The 17,173-nt window shown below is 71.1% G+C and carries 16 protein-coding genes and 1 tRNA gene; 11 read left to right on the forward strand and 6 right to left on the reverse strand.

Annotated features, from left to right (window positions below; genetic code table 11):
* Positions 1-29 precede the first annotated feature (29 nt).
* On the forward strand, positions 30-1,025 hold the full coding sequence (locus FB563_RS45210) for a Ppx/GppA phosphatase family protein (RefSeq protein WP_055710527.1): 996 nt from the start codon (positions 30-32) through the stop codon (positions 1,023-1,025).
* 68 nt (positions 1,026-1,093) lie between these two features.
* Here FB563_RS45210 and FB563_RS42985 read toward each other — a convergent pair whose 3' ends face one another.
* Entirely contained in the window at positions 1,094-1,384 is a 291-nt protein-coding gene (locus tag FB563_RS42985; protein ID WP_159045645.1) for a hypothetical protein, read from the reverse strand.
* A gap of 550 nt (positions 1,385-1,934) precedes the next feature.
* Here FB563_RS42985 and FB563_RS18075 point away from each other — a divergent pair.
* Entirely contained in the window at positions 1,935-3,317 is a 1,383-nt protein-coding gene (locus FB563_RS18075; RefSeq protein ID WP_079049145.1) for an NAD(P)/FAD-dependent oxidoreductase, read from the forward strand.
* An 81-nt stretch (positions 3,318-3,398) separates the two neighbouring features.
* On the opposite strand, the gene FB563_RS18080 is transcribed toward FB563_RS18075, so the two are convergent.
* Positions 3,399-3,989, reverse strand: a complete 591-nt coding sequence (locus FB563_RS18080) for a hypothetical protein (RefSeq protein WP_142218791.1) — start codon at positions 3,987-3,989, stop codon at positions 3,399-3,401.
* Between the two features lie 256 nt (positions 3,990-4,245).
* Between FB563_RS18080 and FB563_RS18085 the strand changes: the two genes are divergently transcribed.
* Positions 4,246-5,538 carry an SAM-dependent methyltransferase gene (locus tag FB563_RS18085; RefSeq protein WP_142218792.1) on the forward strand — a complete coding sequence of 431 codons (1,293 nt, stop codon included), beginning with the start codon at positions 4,246-4,248 and terminating at the stop codon, positions 5,536-5,538.
* Positions 5,539-5,595: 57 nt separating this feature from the next.
* On the opposite strand, the gene FB563_RS18090 is transcribed toward FB563_RS18085, so the two are convergent.
* Positions 5,596-8,124: an ABC transporter permease gene (locus FB563_RS18090; protein WP_055705758.1), complete on the reverse strand. Its 2,529-nt coding sequence runs from the start codon at positions 8,122-8,124 to the stop codon at positions 5,596-5,598.
* Positions 8,124-8,894 carry an ABC transporter ATP-binding protein gene (locus FB563_RS18095; RefSeq protein WP_055705759.1) on the reverse strand — a complete coding sequence of 257 codons (771 nt, stop codon included), beginning with the start codon at positions 8,892-8,894 and terminating at the stop codon, positions 8,124-8,126. The genes FB563_RS18090 and FB563_RS18095 overlap by 1 nt, the downstream gene beginning before the upstream one ends.
* 436 nt (positions 8,895-9,330) lie before the next feature.
* Here FB563_RS18095 and FB563_RS18105 point away from each other — a divergent pair.
* The 3 genes from FB563_RS18105 (at position 9,331) to FB563_RS18115 (ending at position 10,831) form a co-directional block, all read left to right on the forward strand.
* Positions 9,331-9,414, forward strand: a tRNA-Leu gene (locus tag FB563_RS18105).
* A gap of 177 nt (positions 9,415-9,591) precedes the next feature.
* Positions 9,592-10,281, forward strand: a complete 690-nt coding sequence (locus FB563_RS18110) for a hypothetical protein (protein ID WP_055705760.1) — start codon at positions 9,592-9,594, stop codon at positions 10,279-10,281.
* 127 nt (positions 10,282-10,408) lie between these two features.
* Positions 10,409-10,831, forward strand: coding sequence for a hypothetical protein (locus FB563_RS18115; RefSeq protein ID WP_142218793.1), 423 nt, complete (start codon positions 10,409-10,411; stop codon positions 10,829-10,831).
* Between the two features lie 508 nt (positions 10,832-11,339).
* On the opposite strand, the gene FB563_RS18120 is transcribed toward FB563_RS18115, so the two are convergent.
* Positions 11,340-11,591, reverse strand: coding sequence for a hypothetical protein (locus FB563_RS18120; RefSeq protein ID WP_234357708.1), 252 nt, complete (start codon positions 11,589-11,591; stop codon positions 11,340-11,342).
* 154 nt (positions 11,592-11,745) lie between these two features.
* Positions 11,746-12,162 (reverse strand): helix-turn-helix domain-containing protein, encoded by a 417-nt coding sequence (locus FB563_RS18125; RefSeq protein ID WP_055705762.1) that lies wholly within the window; start codon positions 12,160-12,162, stop codon positions 11,746-11,748.
* Between the two features lie 232 nt (positions 12,163-12,394).
* On the opposite strand from FB563_RS18125, the gene FB563_RS18130 reads away from it, so the two are divergent.
* The 5 genes from FB563_RS18130 (at position 12,395) to FB563_RS18150 (ending at position 17,062) form a co-directional block, all read left to right on the forward strand.
* Positions 12,395-12,610, forward strand: coding sequence for a hypothetical protein (locus FB563_RS18130; protein ID WP_199832789.1), 216 nt, complete (start codon positions 12,395-12,397; stop codon positions 12,608-12,610).
* 47 nt (positions 12,611-12,657) lie between these two features.
* A complete protein-coding gene (locus tag FB563_RS18135; RefSeq protein ID WP_055705763.1) occupies positions 12,658-12,876 on the forward strand; it encodes a hypothetical protein in 219 nt (72 codons plus the stop codon).
* Between the two features lie 133 nt (positions 12,877-13,009).
* A complete protein-coding gene (locus FB563_RS18140; protein ID WP_142218794.1) occupies positions 13,010-14,935 on the forward strand; it encodes a zinc metalloprotease in 1,926 nt (641 codons plus the stop codon).
* Positions 14,936-15,046: 111 nt separating this feature from the next.
* Positions 15,047-15,724 carry a hypothetical protein gene (locus tag FB563_RS18145; RefSeq protein WP_055705227.1) on the forward strand — a complete coding sequence of 226 codons (678 nt, stop codon included), beginning with the start codon at positions 15,047-15,049 and terminating at the stop codon, positions 15,722-15,724.
* 162 nt (positions 15,725-15,886) lie between these two features.
* On the forward strand, positions 15,887-17,062 hold the full coding sequence (locus tag FB563_RS18150) for a 4-hydroxybenzoate 3-monooxygenase (RefSeq protein ID WP_055705228.1): 1,176 nt from the start codon (positions 15,887-15,889) through the stop codon (positions 17,060-17,062).
* Positions 17,063-17,173 lie beyond the last annotated feature (111 nt).

The raw sequence follows: 17,173 nt of genomic DNA on the forward strand, positions 1-17,173 counted from the left end.
TCCGCAGCGGCTTCTTCGCCGAAAGGCCCATGGTCCCGGAGGGCTTCTCCCGGGTCGCCGCCGTCGACTGCGGCACGAACTCCATCCGGCTGCTCGTCGCCGACGTCAGCCCCGCCACCGGTGAGCTGCTGGAGCTGGACCGGCGCATGACGATCGTGCGGCTCGGCCAGGACGTGGACCGCACCGGCCGGCTGGCGCCCGAGGCGCTGGAGCGGACCTTCGCCGCATGCCGGGAGTACGCCGGGGTGATCCGTGAACTCGGCGCCACCGAGGTGCGGTTCGTCGCCACCTCCGCCTCGCGCGACGCGGAGAACCGGGACGACTTCGTGCGTGGGGTGCTGGACATCCTCGGGGTCGAGCCGGAGGTGATCAGCGGTGATCAGGAGGCCGAGTTCTCCTTCACCGGCGCCACCATGGAGCTCAAGGGGCGCGCGGACCTCCCCAGGCCGTACCTGGTGGTGGACATCGGCGGCGGCTCCACCGAGTTCGTCGTCGGCGACGAGCACGTGCGGGCGGCGCGGTCCGTCGACGTCGGCTGTGTGCGGATGACGGAACGTCACCTGATGCAGGACGGCAAGGTCTCCGACCCGCCCGCCGAGGAGCAGATCGCCGCCATGCGGGCCGACATCGAGGCGGCCCTGGACCTTGCCGAGGAGACGGTGCCGCTGCGCGAGGCGCGCACCCTGGTGGGCCTCGCCGGGTCCGTCACCACCGTCTCGGCCATCGCGCAGGAGCTGCCCGAGTACGACTCCGCGCGCATCCACCACTCCCGGATCTCCCGCGACCGGGTCCGCGAGATCACCGAGTGGCTGCTGCGCTCCACCCACGCCGAGCGCGCCGCGGTCCCGTCCATGCACCCGGGCCGGGTCGACGTCATCGGTGCCGGCGCCCTCGTGCTGCTCGCGATCATGGAGCGGACCGGCGCCGAGGAGGTCGTGGTGAGCGAGCACGACATCCTCGACGGCATCGCCTTCAGCGCGGCGGAGGCGGCGGCAGCGGGCAAGGACGCGGCCGACCCGCGATGACGTGGAGCGGCCCCGGTTCCGCAGACGCCGGCACGGGGCCGCCTCCTCAAGCCGGGGCGGGCCGGGCGTCAGACGCAGAGCAGAACGATGAGACCGTTGCACTCCTCGTCCTCGTCATGGCCGCCGCCCTCCTCATGGCCGCGGCCTTCGTCGTGGCCGCGGCCTTCGTCACGGCCGCCGCCCTCGTCATGGCCACCGCCGGCGGGGGCGGCCGTGGCGGCGGTGAGATGAGAGGCGGGCGTTGCGGCCACGGCGCATGCGGCCGTCGCCGTCCCCGTGGCGAGAACTATGCCCAGGACCGCGCTGATCGCGGCTATTCGCGAGACGGCCTTCTTGGAGGCCTTCTGTGTAGTGGTCATGCCGTCACGCTATGTGCGCATATGCCCGGATAACGCGCGGTGCATGGCTGATCGGGTGAACGGCGGGCCGCCCAGCGCTCCGGCCGGGTGGGGTCCTGTTGTCCGGCTCTCTTTTGTTACCGCCGGGTAGCCAACTGCTGAGCAGGTCGGATAACGTTTGAGCGGCTTCCGGGGGCCTTCCGGGGCCCCTCGGTGACGCGACGTCGGAAAACTTCGTGAAGTTCTTCACAAGGATTCGCGTCCGGTCGACGTGCGGAAAGCCCCTCGTTGGCCCCTTCAGGGGGCGAAGAGGCCTTTGAACATGTTCAGATGGGGGTCGTACGGCGCCTTCGGATCGCGTGCCCAGGGCGGTGTCTCCAGCCCCTCACACCCTCGCGCCTCGCCGAGAGAGGCAGCTCACGCGGCATTGACAACGGCTGCGGGGGTACTGCGGTTCCCCTCGCCCGTCATGATCTGCGTCACGCGGGCCGCGGAGTGTAGCACAGGGCCTGTCGGTCCTTGTGAAGGGGCGCACGAGCGACCCCCTGGGAGCGGGTGGATACTCGATGGCATGAGCACCACGGAGCGTCCCAGGATCCTCGTAGTAGGCGGTGGGTACGTAGGCCTGTACGCAGCTCGGCGCATTCTCAAGAAGATGCGCTACGGAGAGGCGACCGTCACGGTCGTCGACCCCCGGTCGTACATGACCTACCAGCCCTTCCTCCCCGAAGCCGCCGCCGGCAACATCTCCCCTCGCCACGTCGTCGTCCCGCTGCGGCGCGTGCTGCCGAAGGCGGAGGTCCTCACCGGTCGGGTCACCACCATCGACCAGGACCGCAAGGTCGCCACGATCGCCCCGCTGGTGGGCGAGGCGTACGAGCTGCCCTTCGACTACCTCGTGATCGCGCTCGGCGCGGTCTCCCGCACCTTCCCGATCCCCGGCCTCGCCGAGCAGGGCATCGGCATGAAGGGCATCGAGGAGTCCATCGGTCTGCGCAACCACGTCCTCGAGCAGCTGGACAAGGCCGACTCGACCAACGACGAGGAGATCCGCCGCAAGGCGCTCACCTTCGTCTTCATCGGCGGCGGCTTCGCGGGCGCGGAGACCATCGGCGAGGTCGAGGACATGGCCCGGGACGCGGCCAAGTACTACAAGAACGTGTCCCGTGAGGACATGCGCTTCATCCTGGTCGACGCCGCCGACAAGATCCTCCCCGAGGTCGGCCCGAAGCTCGGCCAGTACGGCAAGGAGCACCTGGAGAGCCGGGGCGTGGAGATCTACCTCTCCACCTCCATGGAGTCCTGCGTCGACGGCCACGTGGTGCTGAAGAACGGCCTCGAGGTCGACGCCAACACGATCGTGTGGACGGCCGGCGTCAAGCCGAACCCGGCGCTGGCCCGCTTCGGTCTCCCGCTCGGCCCGCGCGGCCACGTGGACTGCGAGCCGACGCTCCAGGTCAAGGGCACGGACTACATCTGGGCCGCCGGTGACAACGCCCAGGTCCCGGACCTCGTCGGCCGCAAGGCGGGCAACGAGAACGCCTGGTGCCCGCCGAACGCCCAGCACGCGCTGCGCCAGGCCAAGGTCCTCGGCGACAACGTGGTCTCCGGCATGCGGGGCTTCCCGCAGAAGGAGTACGAGCACGCCAACAAGGGTGCGGTGGCCGGTCTCGGCCTGCACAAGGGCGTGGCGATGATCGTCATGGGCAAGATGAAGATCAAGCTCAAGGGCCGCCTCGCCTGGTACATGCACCGTGGCTACCACGGCATGGCGATGCCGACCTTCAACCGCAAGATCCGCGTCTTCGCCGACTGGACGCTCGGCATGTTCCTCAAGCGCGAGGTCGTCTCCCTCGGCGCCATGGAGAACCCGCGCGAGGAGTTCTACGAGGCCGCGAAGCCGGCGCCGGTCGCCGCCGCGCCGAAGACCGAGGAGAAGGCCAAGGCCTCCTGACCTCCGGTCACCGCGTACGACCCGAAGGGGCCGCCTGCCATCCGTGGTGCGGGCGGCCCCTTCGGCGTGTGCGGGCACCGGTCAGGCCGACACGGGTGCTTCCTCGGCGTGCCGGGTGCCGTGGCCCGGGGCCCTGATGCTGTCGAGCACCTGACGGTAGTCCCGGTCGACAGCCTGGCGCTGATCGCCGTGGCCGACCGTCATGATCGTGAGCGCCTGCTTCCCGTGGTCGACGAGGCGGATGTGCCCCACCCTGTCGGCGCCGGCGAGCTTCGCCTCCAGATAGTGGTCGCCGTCCGTCGTGCCCTGATGGACCTCGGTGCTGCGCAGATGGGCGCCGGTGTCAGAGCTGTTGTAGCCGTCCACCGCGGCCTTGAGGTCCGTCCTGAGGTCCCACGGTCTGTCCGGAGCCTTGCCGGGGCCGTCGAGGACGATGAAGCCCAGGGCTCCGTATCCGGTCTTCACCACGTAGTCACGGCTGTGGACTCCGCCCTCGCTGTACTTCACCACCCGGGGCTTCCCGGGCAGCCGGACGGTGATGCCGCTGCTGTCGGTGATCTTCTGCCACTGCGGGGCGGCGAAAGCGGAGCCGTGCGACAGCACACCTCCGGTGATCACCGTGGTGGAGGCGGCGAGCAGGGCGAGACGCTGGAAGCTGGAGAGACGAGTCATGGTGAGGCACATCCGATGAGGAGGAGGGAATCTCGGGTACGTCATCCATTACGGCCCGGCTCCCGAAGCCCGTCATGCCCCAGCAAGTCGTGACTTGACCGACGGCCGCGCTTCGCGCACACTCCGCCGCTCCTGCATCTGCATGGCCACTGCATCTATTTTGCCCAGTTGTAACTCCTTTGCGGGACTGCGCCGGACGCCCGACGGTGTTTACGTGGTTACCGGCATCCGGGATCTCGTCTTGGAGGTGTGCGCCATGGCCGACGCCGCGTCGCGGCTGAGGAGTCTTGCCGAGCAGGTGCTGGGGGCCCCGCTCCCGGTGCGGGTACGGGCCTGGGACGGATCGCAGGCAGGGCCGCCGGAGGCACCCGCGCTGGTCATCCGCAATCGCCGCGCCCTGCGCCGCATGCTGTTCAAACCGGGCGAGTTGGGCCTCGCCCGCGCCTGGGTCGCGGGCGATCTGGACATCGAGGGCGATCTGTACGCCGCGCTCGACGCGATGGCGGGCCTGGTCTGGGAGCGCGGCGAGGACGCCCCCGGCCTCCTGCAGGCCGTGCGCGACCCCGCCGTACGGGCCGCCGTCCGCGAACTGCTGAAGCTGGCCGGGCCCCCGGTCCCGCCCGCCCCGCCCCGCGAGGAGATCCGCAGACCCCGCCGGCATCTGCACACCCGGCGTACCGACAAGCGGGCCATCAGCCACCACTACGACGTCGGCAACGACTTCTACGAGCTCGTCCTCGGCCCGTCGATGGTCTACTCGTGCGCCTACTGGGAGGACGGCGGAACCCTGGAGACCGCCCAGCGGGACAAGCTCGAACTGGTCTGCGCCAAGCTGGGCCTGACGGCCGGTCAGCGGCTGCTGGACGTCGGCTGCGGCTGGGGCTCGATGGCCATCCACGCGGCCCGCGAGCACGGCGTGAGCGTCGTCGGGGTCACCCTGTCGCAGGAGCAGGCGGCGTACGCCCGTAAGCGCGTCGCCGACGAGGGGCTGACCGACCGGGTGGAGATCAGGGTCCAGGACTACCGGGACGTGACGGACGGGCCCTTCGACGCCATCTCCTCCATCGGCATGGCGGAGCACGTCGGCGCCGAACGCTATCTGGAGTACGCCCGTCAGCTGTACGGCCTGCTGAAGCCCGGTGGACGGCTGCTCAACCACCAGATCGCCCGCCGCCCGCAGCGCGACGAGTCGGCCTACGCCGTGGACGAGTTCATCGACTCCTACGTCTTCCCGGACGGCGAACTCGCCCCCATCGGCAGCACCGTCACCCAGCTGGAGCGCGCCGGGTTCGAGGTGCGGGACGTGGAGTCCCTCCGCGAGCACTACGCCCGCACCCTGCGCCGGTGGGTCGCCAACCTGGAGGGGGAGTGGGACCGCGCGGTCCGCCTCACCAGCCCCGGCCGGGCCCGCGTCTGGCGGCTGTACATGGCCGCCTCCGCGCTCGCCTTCGAACACAACCGGATCGGCGTCAACCAGGTCCTGGCGGTCCGCACCCCGGAGTCGGGCGCGTCCGGGCTGAGGCTGCGCGCCCGCACCTGGAGCACCTGAGCCGGGTACGGCGGAGGGGGCCCCGTTCCCGGGGCCCCCTCCACCCTCGTACGACCGCTACTCGGCCTTGATCGCCGCCAGCATGTTCAGCCGGGCCGCGCGCCGGGCCGGCCACAGCGCGGCGAGGACGCCGACCGTGCCCGCCAGCAGCAGGAAGACCGCCATCCGGCCCCAGGGCAGGACCAGTTCGTACGTCGGCATCTTGGTGCCCAGCAGCTGACCGGCCGCCCAGCCGAAGAACACGCCGAGCCCGATGCCGAGCACCCCGCCGAACAGGGAGATCACCAGGGACTCCAGGCGGACCATCCGCTTGACCGCCTTGCGGTCCAGGCCGATCGCGCGGAGCATGCCGATCTCCTGGGCGCGTTCGAAGACCGACATGGCCAGGGTGTTGATGACGCCGAGGACCGCGACGATCACCGCCATGCCGAGCAGGCCGTAGAGCATGTTGAGCATCGTCGTGAAGATCTTCGCGATGGCGTTGGAGATGTCCTGCTTGTCCTGGACCCTGATGGCAGGGTTGGAGTCGAGAGCCTTGACGAGCTTGTCCTTGGTGGCGCTGGAGGCGCCGCCTGCGGTCTTGACCATGACGTCGCTGTCGGTCGGGCGGGGCAGGTGCGGAGTGAGGGCCTTGTTGTCGACCAGGATCTCCTTGAACATCTCGTTGCCCTTGTAGACACCGGCGACCGTCAGCTTCTGCCGCTTGCCGTCCTCGTAGCGCACGGTGAAGACCGACCCGGCCTTCCAGCCGTGCGACTTGGCGGTGTCCTCGTCCACGGTGACCCGGGAGCCGCTCACCTCGAAGGTGCCCTGTTCCATCTCCAGATGGGTCAGTACGCCGATCGCGGAGCCGTTGACGCCGGTCAGCACCTCGTTGGAGTCGTCGATCCGGGAGACGGTACGGCGCAGGGGGCTGCTGTCGGTCACGCCGTCGGTCGCGGCGATCTTCTTCGCCACGTCAGGGGAGAGCGGGTCGCCGTTGGTCATCGAGACGACGTAGTCCGCACGGAGCGACGAACTGGCCATCTTGTCGATCGCGGTCTGCAGGCTGCCCGCCATCACCGTCATGCCGGTGATCAGGGTCAGGCCGATCATCAGCGCGGAGGCGGTGGCCGCCGTACGGCGCGGGTTGCGCACCGAGTTCTGGCGGGCCAGCTTGCCCGAGACACCGAAGGCACGCAGCACCGGCGCGGCGGCCGCGATCAGCGGGCGGGACAGCAGCGGGGTCAGGACGAACACGCCGATGATCAGCAGCACCGCGCCGATGCCCATCGGGCCCTGGGCGGAGTCGGCGTCCATCGACGTGGCCGCGAGGACCACCGCGACACCGGCCGCCGCGAACAGCGCGCCGAGCGTGTTGCGCAGCACCAGCGACTTGGTGGTCGCCTTGGCGTGCACGCTGCTCATCGCCGCCACCGGCGGGATCTTCGCGGCCCGGCGGCCGGGCAGCCAGGCGGCCAGCATGGTGACGAGGACGCCGACCGCGAGGGCGGCCACCACCGTGCCCGGGGTGATCACCAGCGGCCCGTCGGGCACGCTCGCGCCGAAGGAGCCCAGCAGCGAGCGCAGGCCCGCCCCGATGCCGACACCGGCGGCGAGACCGGCCACCCCGGCGACCGCGCCGACCGCGAACGCCTCGATCAGCACCGAGCGGGTCACCTGGCGGCGGGAGGCGCCGACCGCGCGCAGCAGGGCCAGTTCGCGGGTGCGCTGGGCGACCAGCATGGTGAAGGTGTTGGCGATGATGAACGTGCCGACGAACAGCGCGATACCGGCGAACACCAGCAGCGCCTGCTTCAGGCCGCTCATCGAGTCGGCGATCTGCTTGGCCTGGTCGTCGGCGAGCTGCTTGCCGGTGGTGGTGTCCACCAGGTGGGAGGGCAGCGCCTTGTCCAGCTCGGCCTTCAACGCGGTCTGGCTGGTGCCGGGCGCGGCTCTGACGTCGATCTCGTCGTACGTGCCCTTCTTGCCGAACAGCTTCTGCGCGGTCGGCGTGTCGAACAGGGCGAGGCTGCCGCCGGCGGAGACGTTGCCGTCGTCGGTGGTGAAGATGCCGGCGAGGGTCGGGGTGAGGACCGGGCCGTTCACGGACAGGCGCACGGTGTCGCCGACCCGGTAGCCGGCCCGCTTCGCGGTCTTGGAGTCGAGCAGGACCTCGCCCGCGCCGTGCGGGGCGTGGCCGCCGACCAGCGGGTACCGGGCGTCCTTGGTGCCCCAGTAGTTGCCGCCGTTGGACTGCCAGTCACCGCCGACGAGTTTGCCGTCCTTGCCGGCGACGGCGGTGAAGCCGCTGACGACACCGGTCGCGGAGGCGGCACGGGGAACCTTTGCGGCCTTGTCCAGCGTGGCCTGGCTCAGGCCGGACAGCTCGCCGACCTTGTCGCCCCGGGAGTCCTGGTACTTGGGCTGTACGGCGACGTCGACCTGGTCGAAGCCCTTGGCGGAGCTCTTCTGGTAGGCGTCGGAGATGGTGTTGGTGAAGACGAGCGTGCCGGAGACGAAGGCCACGCCGAGCATCACGGCGAGCACGGTCATCAGCAGCCGGGCCTTGTGCGCGAGGACGTTGCGCAGGGCGGTGCGGAACATCAGGAGGTACGCCCCTTCGCGTCGAACTGCTTCATCAGGTCGAGGACGGAGTCGGCCGTGGGGCCGTACATCTCGTCGACGATCCGGCCGTCGGCCAGGAAGACCACGCGGTCCGCGTAGGCGGCGGCCACCGGGTCGTGCGTCACCATGACCACGGTCTGGCCGAGCTCGCGTACGGAGTTGCGCAGGAAGCCCAGCACCTCGGCGCCGGAGCGGGAGTCGAGGTTTCCGGTCGGCTCGTCACCGAAGATGATCTCGGGCCTGGAGGCCAGGGCGCGGGCGACGGCGACGCGCTGCTGCTGGCCGCCGGAGAGCTGGGCGGGCCGGTGGCTGAGCCGCCCGGACAGGCCGACCATCGCGATCACCTGGTCCAGCCAGGCCTTGTCCGGCTTCCGCCCGGCGATGTCCATCGGCAGGGTGATGTTCTCCAGGGCGGTCAGCGTCGGCAGCAGGTTGAAGGCCTGGAAGATGAAGCCGATCTTGTCCCGGCGGAGCTTGGTGAGCTGCTTGTCCTTCAGGGAGCCCAGCTCGGTCTCGCCGATCCGCACGGAGCCGGAGGAGAAGGTGTCGAGCCCGGCCACGCAGTGCATCAGCGTGGACTTGCCGGAGCCCGACGGGCCCATGATCGCGGTGAACTCGGCCTGCCGGAAGTCGACGGAGACCTGGTCCAGGGCGACCACCCGGGTCTCGCCCTGCCCATAGATCTTCGACAGCTCCGTGGCGCGTGCGGCCACTGCGGTGGTCCGGCCGGCGGTGGGTGTGGTGGTCACGGGACGGTGCTCCTGTCGGGACGACGTGTGTTCCAGGGGACCGCTCCATCGTCCCGGCGCCCGGGGCGCGTGGAGTCAGTCGCTGTTCCGGTTCCGGAGGGCGACTCGGGTCGGACGGGAGAGCGCCGTGTCATACCTGGGGAGGACGGCGGACCCTGAGAGCGGCACCGCCGGGCCGCCGCCGGAAATCCGCGTCGAACCGGTCTCGAACGGTGGTCGAGAACGGGTGGAACACCCTCGTTCGGACGGTGAAATTCCGTCATTCCACGTACGTGCGCAGCCACGTCACGTCACGCTGTTGGCAAGTGCGGACGGCCCGTACCGCGGGCTGATGCACCCTCAGACGTCAATAAAATAAGACAACATCGGTCCGCCCTTCCGCTGTTCGGGGGATGCGTCCCGATAGGCTCGAACCTCGAAGCGGAGCCCATGGCCTGCCCGGATGGTGGAATGCAGACACGGCGAGCTTAAACCTCGCTGCCCCTTCGCGGGCGTGCCGGTTCAAGTCCGGCTCCGGGCACTCACTCCTGCACCGTGCGTGACCAGGCCGCACCCGGTTGAGTGACAAGTAGCGGCAAGTATTACCGTGCCCGACGACGTTCACGATGTGGCGGGCCGATGTCTCTTAGCTTCTTCACAGCATCGGATGTCGGCCGGAAGGTGGTCGCCTGCGTCCGCCACCCGTGGAGGTCATCGGATGTGTCTTCGGCCCTGGGTCGCAGCACCGCTGGCGGGTGCGGCCATCGCCCTTGTGTCCTCGCCGGTCGCCGTCGCCGCGCAGGCGCCCGTGGCGTACGAAGGGGACGGGCGCCACGGTCACCACAACCCCTGGCGCGACTGCCACAGCCGCCGCGGTGTCGTGCTCATCGACAAGGGGCTCAGAGCGATTCTGACCAACGGCCCGCGTGGGCCGGAGGCGCTCGTCATCCAGGGCAGCTCGGCATCGTCCTCGTCCCCGACGGCACCGTGGGACACCTTCACTGTCTCGACCTATCTGGCCGTGGACTATCCCACCCAGACCTCCGGCCAGTACGCGTTCGCGATTCGTGAGTTCTTCCGGGTGCATCCGCTCTTCGAGGTGAAGGCCTTCGGCGTCCACAAGAGACTGTTTCCCTTCCCGGCCACCCACTGCCGCCACGGCCGGGACGACGGTGACGGCGGGGACGGTGTTCGCCCGCAGGGCGGTGCGGTTGTCGACGGGAACGGTTCGCCGTCGCTCCAGAAGGGCGCCCCCGGGCGCACCGCTCCCTCGCACGACAGCGAGGCTGCCGGCTGGAGCGGCAGCCTGCTGAGCGTGAAGCGCATCGTGATCGCGGCCGGCGGTCTGCTGGTGGTTGTGGGACTGCTCGCCGCGGCCTGGCTCCGCCGCCGTCGTTCCGCCGAGTGACAGCCGGCCCGACCAGGCCCCCGAGGACCTCCGGTCTCCTGACGTCGGGTTGCGTCAGGGGACCGGAGGCGCTGCCGCGTCGGCTGTGCCCGCCGGGCGAGGGTCCGGCCCGCGGGAAGGCGGCGACGTGGGGGAAGACGTAGCCCTCGCGGCGGTGCGCACGGCTTGCGGAAGGCCCGCCGTGCCGGGGCCGTCTTCTCCTGGCACCACCTGCGGCTCCACGCCCGACGGCGCGTGCACACCGCCGGTGCTGCTGGGCGCCGTACGCATCCCGCCGGGACCGGTCGGGAAGGACTGCGGCCGTGGGCGGTGGCCGGCGGGGGCGGGTGTGGCCGTGGCCCCGGGCGCAGGCGTGGGACTCGGGGAAGCCGAGCGGTGGGGCTCGGCCGGGCTCTTGTGCTTCGGGCCGGCTAAGCGGCCGAGCCCGGCCGTGGTGCCGCCGCTGCCGCCTCCGGTGGTGCCGCCGCTGCCGGAGGACGCCGTCGACTCCGAGGGGCTGGGTGCGGCGGAGGAACTGGCTGCGGCCGACGGGCTCGGGCGGGGGTCGTGAGGGCAGGGCACGTCGGGGTCCTTGATTCCGTAGCTCAGACCCCACACCCAGTCACAGCCGCCCCGGTACGCCCTCACCCAGCCGCAGTAGGGGCCGCCGTAACTGCGACAGGGGGGTGCCGATGCCTGCGGGACCGGATCGGTGACGGACGGCTCGGGCGGCTCGGTTCTGTCCCGCGAGGCGCCCATGGCGCTGACCGTGCGGACCTGCGTGACATCGGAACCCCACGACGACCAGTGCGGGGGGAAGAAGAGCAGGGCGACGGCTGAGGCGGACGCCGCCGCTGTCGCAGCAGCGAGAGCGCAGCGCGTCAGACGCATGACTCTTCCTCCCGGCTTCGCGGTTTGTCGGACGGTGCGAAGGGATTCTGCGCACGAGAGCGCCGCCGCTGTGGGCGCTGGAGCTGAACGTATGGTTTGCAGACAGCCCCGACCACCAGCGAACCGCCGGTCAGCGGCCTTGCGCCGGTTTTTTCACCCGGAGGGTCTCGCCTCGATCGTGCGGCGCCTCACCCCTCGTACACCGTCAGTACGGCGCCGTCCACCTCGATGCGCCGGCCCGCCCGGAGGCCGTCCGTGCGCAGGGTGCGCAGGCAGGTGCGGAACAGCTCCAGTTCCTCCGCGTCCAGGATCGCGGCGGCCAGGTCCAGCAGTTCGGTCACCGCGTCCTCGGTGAGCACCTCGGGCAGCTCGCCGGAGAGCAGGACGACCGATTCACCGGCGGGGCCCCGGACCACCGCGGTGGCCGGCCCGCCATGCACGAACAACACGTTCCCCCCAAAGAGCCCGGGATCGTGCGGCTCTCGTTCCTCGGGCAGGACGAGAGACTAGCGGGGGATGTCCGCCCATTCGGGCGCAGTTGCATGATTTTTCCGGCATCACATTTTTCCGGCATGCCCCGCGCGGGACGGCCGGTCACTTCTCCGGTGGCGAGGGCGCCGACGGCGCGGAGCGCCCCAGCAGGGACTCGACCAGGGCGGCGACATGCCGGCGGTCCTCCGCCGACAGCTGTTGCACGCTGGCGATGAGCAGGTCCACCTCGGGGTCGGTGGCCGGGGCGGCCGTACCGTCGGTGTCCGGTCCGGCCGGGGTGCCGTAGACGTGGATGCCGCAGGCCTCGGCGGCGGCCCGGCGCACGGTGTCGAGCGGCAGCTCAAGGCCCTTGGCCAGGCCTTCCAGGGTGGTGGCCTGGGGCATGCGGACGACCCGGTCGGTGGTGGCCAGGTGGTGGACGGTGGAGCGGGGCACACCTCCGCGCCGCGCCACGTCGCCGTAGGACCAGCCCTTTCGGTCGAGACGCTCACGGATCAACTGCTGCAGTGCGTTGGCCACCGAAGTCCACTTCCTGCTCGCCGCTCGACCGAACCGTCCCTGTCGGCGCCGATTCTACGGTCGGGTAGTCGGGCCGCCGAAAGGGTGATTCGCCGAACGGGTTGCGGAGGGGTGTCGCGAGGCCCTAGTGTCCAATCTCGTTGGACAGCCCGTCCGACCAAGTTGGACAGAGTCCGGGGGGAACCTGACTCTCTCCGACCGGAACCGCCTGTTTCCCGAGGGGGAATCGATCATGTTGAACGCCCATGAGCTCGACGCCGAGTCCGCGGAGCTGCTGCCGGGCCGTGAGGCCCTGGGCCGGCTGAAGTTCAGCTTCGGCAAGACGGTCAACGTCACCAAGCACGTCGCGCACATCAACGCCCACAACGAGTCGGCCGCCGTCAACGACCACTCCTCGTGGTCCGTGGCCGACTCCGGCGCCGGCCAGAGCATCACCGTCGTCCAGTAACGCTCGCGCCCCGTCCCCGAACGACACACCACGAGAGGAACACCACCATGAGCATGGACATGCGCGAGCTGGACGGCGAGTCCGCGGAGCTGCTGCCGGGCCGTGAGGCCCTGGGCCGGCTGAAGTTCAGCTTCGGCAGGACCGTCAACGTCACCAAGCACGTGGCGCACATCAACGCCCACAACGAGTCGGCCGCCGTCAACGACCACTCCTCGTGGTCCGACGCCGAGTCGTCGGCCCAGCAGACGATCACCGTCCAGCAGTAACGGCACCACCGCTACGACGGCAGCGGGGGCGGACCGCACCGCCGAAGGGGCGCGCCGGAGGTGACAGGCCACCGGCGGGCGGGGCGGTCCGCCCCCGCTGCCATGGGGGGAACGGCGTGGGGGGAGACCACGGATGACGGTGCTCGACGACGGCACCAGCGCGCTGTACGACACCGGTCCGGTGCCCGGGCCCGGGGGCTGGCCGGTGACGTACGAACAGGTGACGACCGGCAGCCTGCCGGCCGTCGGAACGCCGGTCCGCCCGGCCCCGCGGCTCAGCGCGGGGCTGCGGCTGCACGGCGAGTACCAGGGCTCGGGCTTCACCGAACCGAAGTACATCGCCCGTCGGGGGGACGGGCAGGTCGTCCAGCTGTCGCGGCTGCTGTACCTGGTGGCGTCGTCCGTCGACGGGATCCGTGACGTCGACACGATCGCCCACCGGGTCAGCGCCCGCTACGGCCGTGAGGTCAGCGGCGAGAACATCCGCTACCTGCTGGAGAACAAGCTCCAGCCGCTCGGTGTGACCGTGCCGGAGGGTCAGGAGGACGACGAGGTCGACGCCCCGCGCTCCGACCTGCTGCTCGCCCTCAAGGGCCACCGGGTGGTCTTCGACGAACGTCGTACGGCACGGATCGCGCGCGCCCTGGCCTGGCTGCACCGCCCGGCCGTGGTCGCCGCCGTGCTGCTCACGGCGCTCGCGATGGACGTCTGGCTGTTCGGCTACTTCGGGGCGATCGAACCGGTGCTGGAGGTCCTGGACCAGCCGGTGCTGATCCTCATCGTCTTCGTCCTCACCGTGGCCTCCCTCGTCTTCCACGAGTTCGGCCACGCCTCGGCCTGCCGCTACGGCGGCGCCCGGCCCGGCTGCATCGGCTGCGGGCTCTTTCTCATCTGGCCGTCGATGTACACCGACGTCACCGACGTCTACCGGATCTCCCGGGCGGGCCGGCTCCGCACGGACCTCGGCGGGGTGTACTTCAACGTCGTCTTCATGCTGGCCATGGCCGGGGCCTACTTCGCCACCGGGGCGCAGTTCTTCCTGGCCGCCGTCTACCTCGGGCACTTCGAGATCCTGGAACAGCTGATGCCGGCCGTCCGCCTGGACGGCTACTACATCCTCGGCGACCTCGCCGGGGTGCCGGATCTCTACGGCAAGATCAAGCCGATCCTGCTCTCGCTCGTGCCGGGCGTGAAGGGCCGGGCGGCGCGCACGGAGGTCGCCGGGCTGAAGAGCTCCGCGCGCACCATCGTGGCCGGCTGGGTGCTGACCATGGTGCCGCTGATCGTCGGCGAGCTGGGCTACGCGCTGTGGAACCTGCCCCGGATCCTCACCACGACGGTCCGCTCGCTGACCGAGCAACTCCTCGGTACCGGCGCCGCGTTCGCGCACGGGCAGATCGTCGCCGGGCTCGTCGGGGTGATCGGCAGCGTGATGCTGCTGTGCCCGATGGCCGGTGTCGGCTACCTCTCCGTGAAGATCGGCGGCCGGCTCCTGCGGGCCGCGAACCGCTCCACCGCCGGCCGGCCCCGGCTGCGGCTGGCGCTGTGCGTGCTCGCCCTCGCCGGACTCACCGGGCTCTCCTACGCCTGGGTCTCGGGGATGACCCCGAAGCCGTTGCCGAAGCAGCCCCCGATCGCACCGATTCTGCAACCCGGGGTGTCGACCGAGGAGCCCTCGCCCCGGGACGCCTCCACTCCGGTCCACGGCGGGCACGGCCGGTACGGCACCGGCGGCGCCTCCGTGTCGCCTTCGGCGGTGCCGGGGGCTTCCGCTTCGGCGCCGGGCGGCGGGCCGTCGCCGGGCCCCTCGGGGAGCGCGTCCGCCTCGGCCGCCAGGCAGTCGGCGTCGGGCCCGGCCGCGCCGGCCGCACCGACCGGCTCGAAGTCCCACCAGCCGGAGTCCTCCAGCGGCGGGGCCACCGCGACCACGACCCCGCCCGCCAGCCCGGACCCCGGCCCCCCGACCTCCCCGACCCCCTCGGAGAGCGTCCCCGCGTCACCGACCGGGAGTCCGACGTCCGCGCCGCCCGGCGGCTCGCCCGCGCCGGCGTCGTCCTGACACCTCGTCAGCGGCATCCGGCCCGCCCGGCCGATCGACACCTTCCGGCCTTCCTGGGCCGGCCGACACCTTCCGGCCCTCCGGGGCCGACCGACACCTTACGGAGACCCCATGAGCAGCCACCGCAAGGCACGCTCCAGCAACCATCCCCTCGCCCGGCGCGCCCTGGGCATGGGCCTGTTCGCGGCCGGATTCGCCGGTGTGGCCACCGCCGTACCGGCCCAGGCCGCCACCGGCGCGTCGCACGCGGCCTTCGCCGCCGACCACGTCTTCAGCCACGTCGACCGGGCCCACCACACCCAGGCCCGGGACTCCTTCACGATCCGCCAGTTCGGCGCCGTCAACGCGGCGGGGGTGCGCAACCAGGCCAACGCCGTCTCCGCGGGCTGCTCGGCCGACGACCACTGCCGGTCGGTCGCTCTGTCCTTCCAGATCGTGACCGTCGCGGGCGAGCACACCCACCTGAACGCCGTGAACCTCAGCGACGCGGCCAACAAGGAGTGCACCGGCTGCCAGACCCTCGCCGGCGCCTACCAGTTCGTCGTCTCCACACCGGCGCCCCTCACCCTCGACACCGCGGCCCGGGAGCGGCTCGCCGACATCCACCGCCGGCTGGACGCGCTGACCCGCTCCTCGGTGCCCGCGGCCGAGCTGAAGACGCGGGTCGACGGACTGGCGGGCGAGGTCTCGCAGGTCCTGCGCGACGCCGTCGCCCACGCGCCGAAGACGGACACCGCCCAGCCCACGGTCACGCTTCACCGGCATCTGGACGGCTGGCCGGGCCACTGACCGTGTGAACGCCTCGCGCTCCCCCGGGGCGCGAGGCATCCGGCCACGCGGTGCCCCCATTGACATCGGATGCCCCTCGGCGCAGACTCGCCGCACATCAGTGAAGGAAATTTCACTGAGCGAACGGCGATACTCGTGGAGTCGACCCGAAGGGACCCACCGATGCGCACCACCGTCGGGATCATCGGAGCCGGACCGGCCGGACTGCTGCTCGCGCGGCTGCTGCACCGCGCCGGCATCGACTCGGTCGTCCTGGAGAGCCGTGACCGGGCCTACGTCGAACATCGGCAGCGCGCCGGAATCCTGGAGCAGGGCACGGTCGACGTGCTGCGCGCGGCCGGCGCCGGGGAGCGGATGGACCGGGAGGGTCTGCGGCACGACGGGATCGAGCTGCGCTTCGGCCGTCGCCGCCACCGCGTGGACTTCCCCGGCCTGACCGGCGGCCGGTCGGTGATGGTGTACGCCCAGACCGAGGTCTGCAAGGACCTGATCGCCCTTCAGCTGAAGGAGGGCGGGCCGCTGCTGTTCGAGGCGGAGGCGCTGGCGGTGCTGGGCGCGGACGGCGACCGGCCGCGCGTCCGCTTCCGGCACCAGGACCGCGAGGACGTGCTGGAGTGCGAGTACGTCGTCGGCTGCGACGGCTTCTGGGGCGTGTCCCGCAGGGCCTTCCCGGCCGCCCTGTCCCGCGTGTTCGAACGGACGTACCCCTACGCCTGGCTCGGCATCCTCGCCGACGTCGCTCCCTCCCACGACGAACTCGTCTACGCCCGCCACGACCGCGGCTTCGCCCTCCTGTCCATGCGCTCCCCGTCCGTCTCCCGCCTCTACCTCCAGGTGCCTGCCGGCACGGACGCCCACGACTGGACCGACGACGAGATCTGGGCCGAGCTGGAGCGGCGTTTCGAGACCGAGGACGGCTGGCGGCTGGAGCGCGGGCCCATCACCCAGAAGTCGGTCACGCCGATGCGGTCCTTCGTGCACGAGCCGATGCGGCACGGCCGGCTCTTCCTCGCCGGTGACGCCGCCCACATCGTGCCGCCGACCGGGGCCAAGGGGCTGAACCTCGCCGTCGGGGACGTCGTCACCCTCGCCCGCGCCCTCGCCCACGAGAAGGAGACCGGCTCCCCGGAGCTCCTCGACGCCTACTCCGCGACCTGCCTGCGCCGCGTCTGGCAGGCCGAGCGGTTCTCCTACGACATGACGACGATGCTCCATCCGGCCCCGGACGCCACCCCCTTCGAAGCCCGCCTGCAGCAGGCCCGGCTGGAGCGGATCGCCTCCTCCCGCGCGGCCGAGACCGACCTGGCCGAGGCGTACACCGGGTTCCCGCTCGGCTGACCGGGTCCCCGCCGGGTTAGCGGAGCGTCTCGGTGAGGTAGCAGGTTCGTCATGGAAGGCGATCACCCATGGCCGGGAATCACCGGTACGCGTAGCGTGTTGGGCAGCACG

It is taken from the genome of Streptomyces puniciscabiei (assembly GCF_006715785.1).
GTDB classification, from domain to species: Bacteria; Actinomycetota; Actinomycetes; order Streptomycetales; family Streptomycetaceae; genus Streptomyces; species Streptomyces puniciscabiei.

Excerpts from the sequence above, each read along its gene's own strand:
- FB563_RS18080 (WP_142218791.1), bottom strand. The coding sequence starts at position 3,989 with ATGACTCGTCTCTCCAGCTTCCAGCGTCTCGCCCTGCTCGCCGCCTCC.
- FB563_RS45210 (WP_055710527.1), top strand. The coding sequence starts at position 30 with ATGGTCCCGGAGGGCTTCTCCCGGGTCGCCGCCGTCGACTGCGGCACG.
- FB563_RS18075 (WP_079049145.1), top strand. The coding sequence starts at position 1,935 with ATGAGCACCACGGAGCGTCCCAGGATCCTCGTAGTAGGCGGTGGGTAC.
- FB563_RS18135 (WP_055705763.1), top strand. The coding sequence starts at position 12,658 with ATGAGCATGGACATGCGCGAGCTGGACGGCGAGTCCGCGGAGCTGCTG.
- FB563_RS18110 (WP_055705760.1), top strand. The coding sequence starts at position 9,592 with ATGTGTCTTCGGCCCTGGGTCGCAGCACCGCTGGCGGGTGCGGCCATC.
- FB563_RS42985 (WP_159045645.1), bottom strand. The coding sequence starts at position 1,384 with ATGACCACTACACAGAAGGCCTCCAAGAAGGCCGTCTCGCGAATAGCC.
- FB563_RS18090 (WP_055705758.1), bottom strand. The coding sequence starts at position 8,124 with ATGTTCCGCACCGCCCTGCGCAACGTCCTCGCGCACAAGGCCCGGCTG.
- FB563_RS18150 (WP_055705228.1), top strand. The coding sequence starts at position 15,887 with ATGCGCACCACCGTCGGGATCATCGGAGCCGGACCGGCCGGACTGCTG.
- FB563_RS18140 (WP_142218794.1), top strand. The coding sequence starts at position 13,010 with ATGACGGTGCTCGACGACGGCACCAGCGCGCTGTACGACACCGGTCCG.
- FB563_RS18085 (WP_142218792.1), top strand. The coding sequence starts at position 4,246 with ATGGCCGACGCCGCGTCGCGGCTGAGGAGTCTTGCCGAGCAGGTGCTG.
- FB563_RS18130 (WP_199832789.1), top strand. The coding sequence starts at position 12,395 with ATGTTGAACGCCCATGAGCTCGACGCCGAGTCCGCGGAGCTGCTGCCG.
- FB563_RS18145 (WP_055705227.1), top strand. The coding sequence starts at position 15,047 with ATGAGCAGCCACCGCAAGGCACGCTCCAGCAACCATCCCCTCGCCCGG.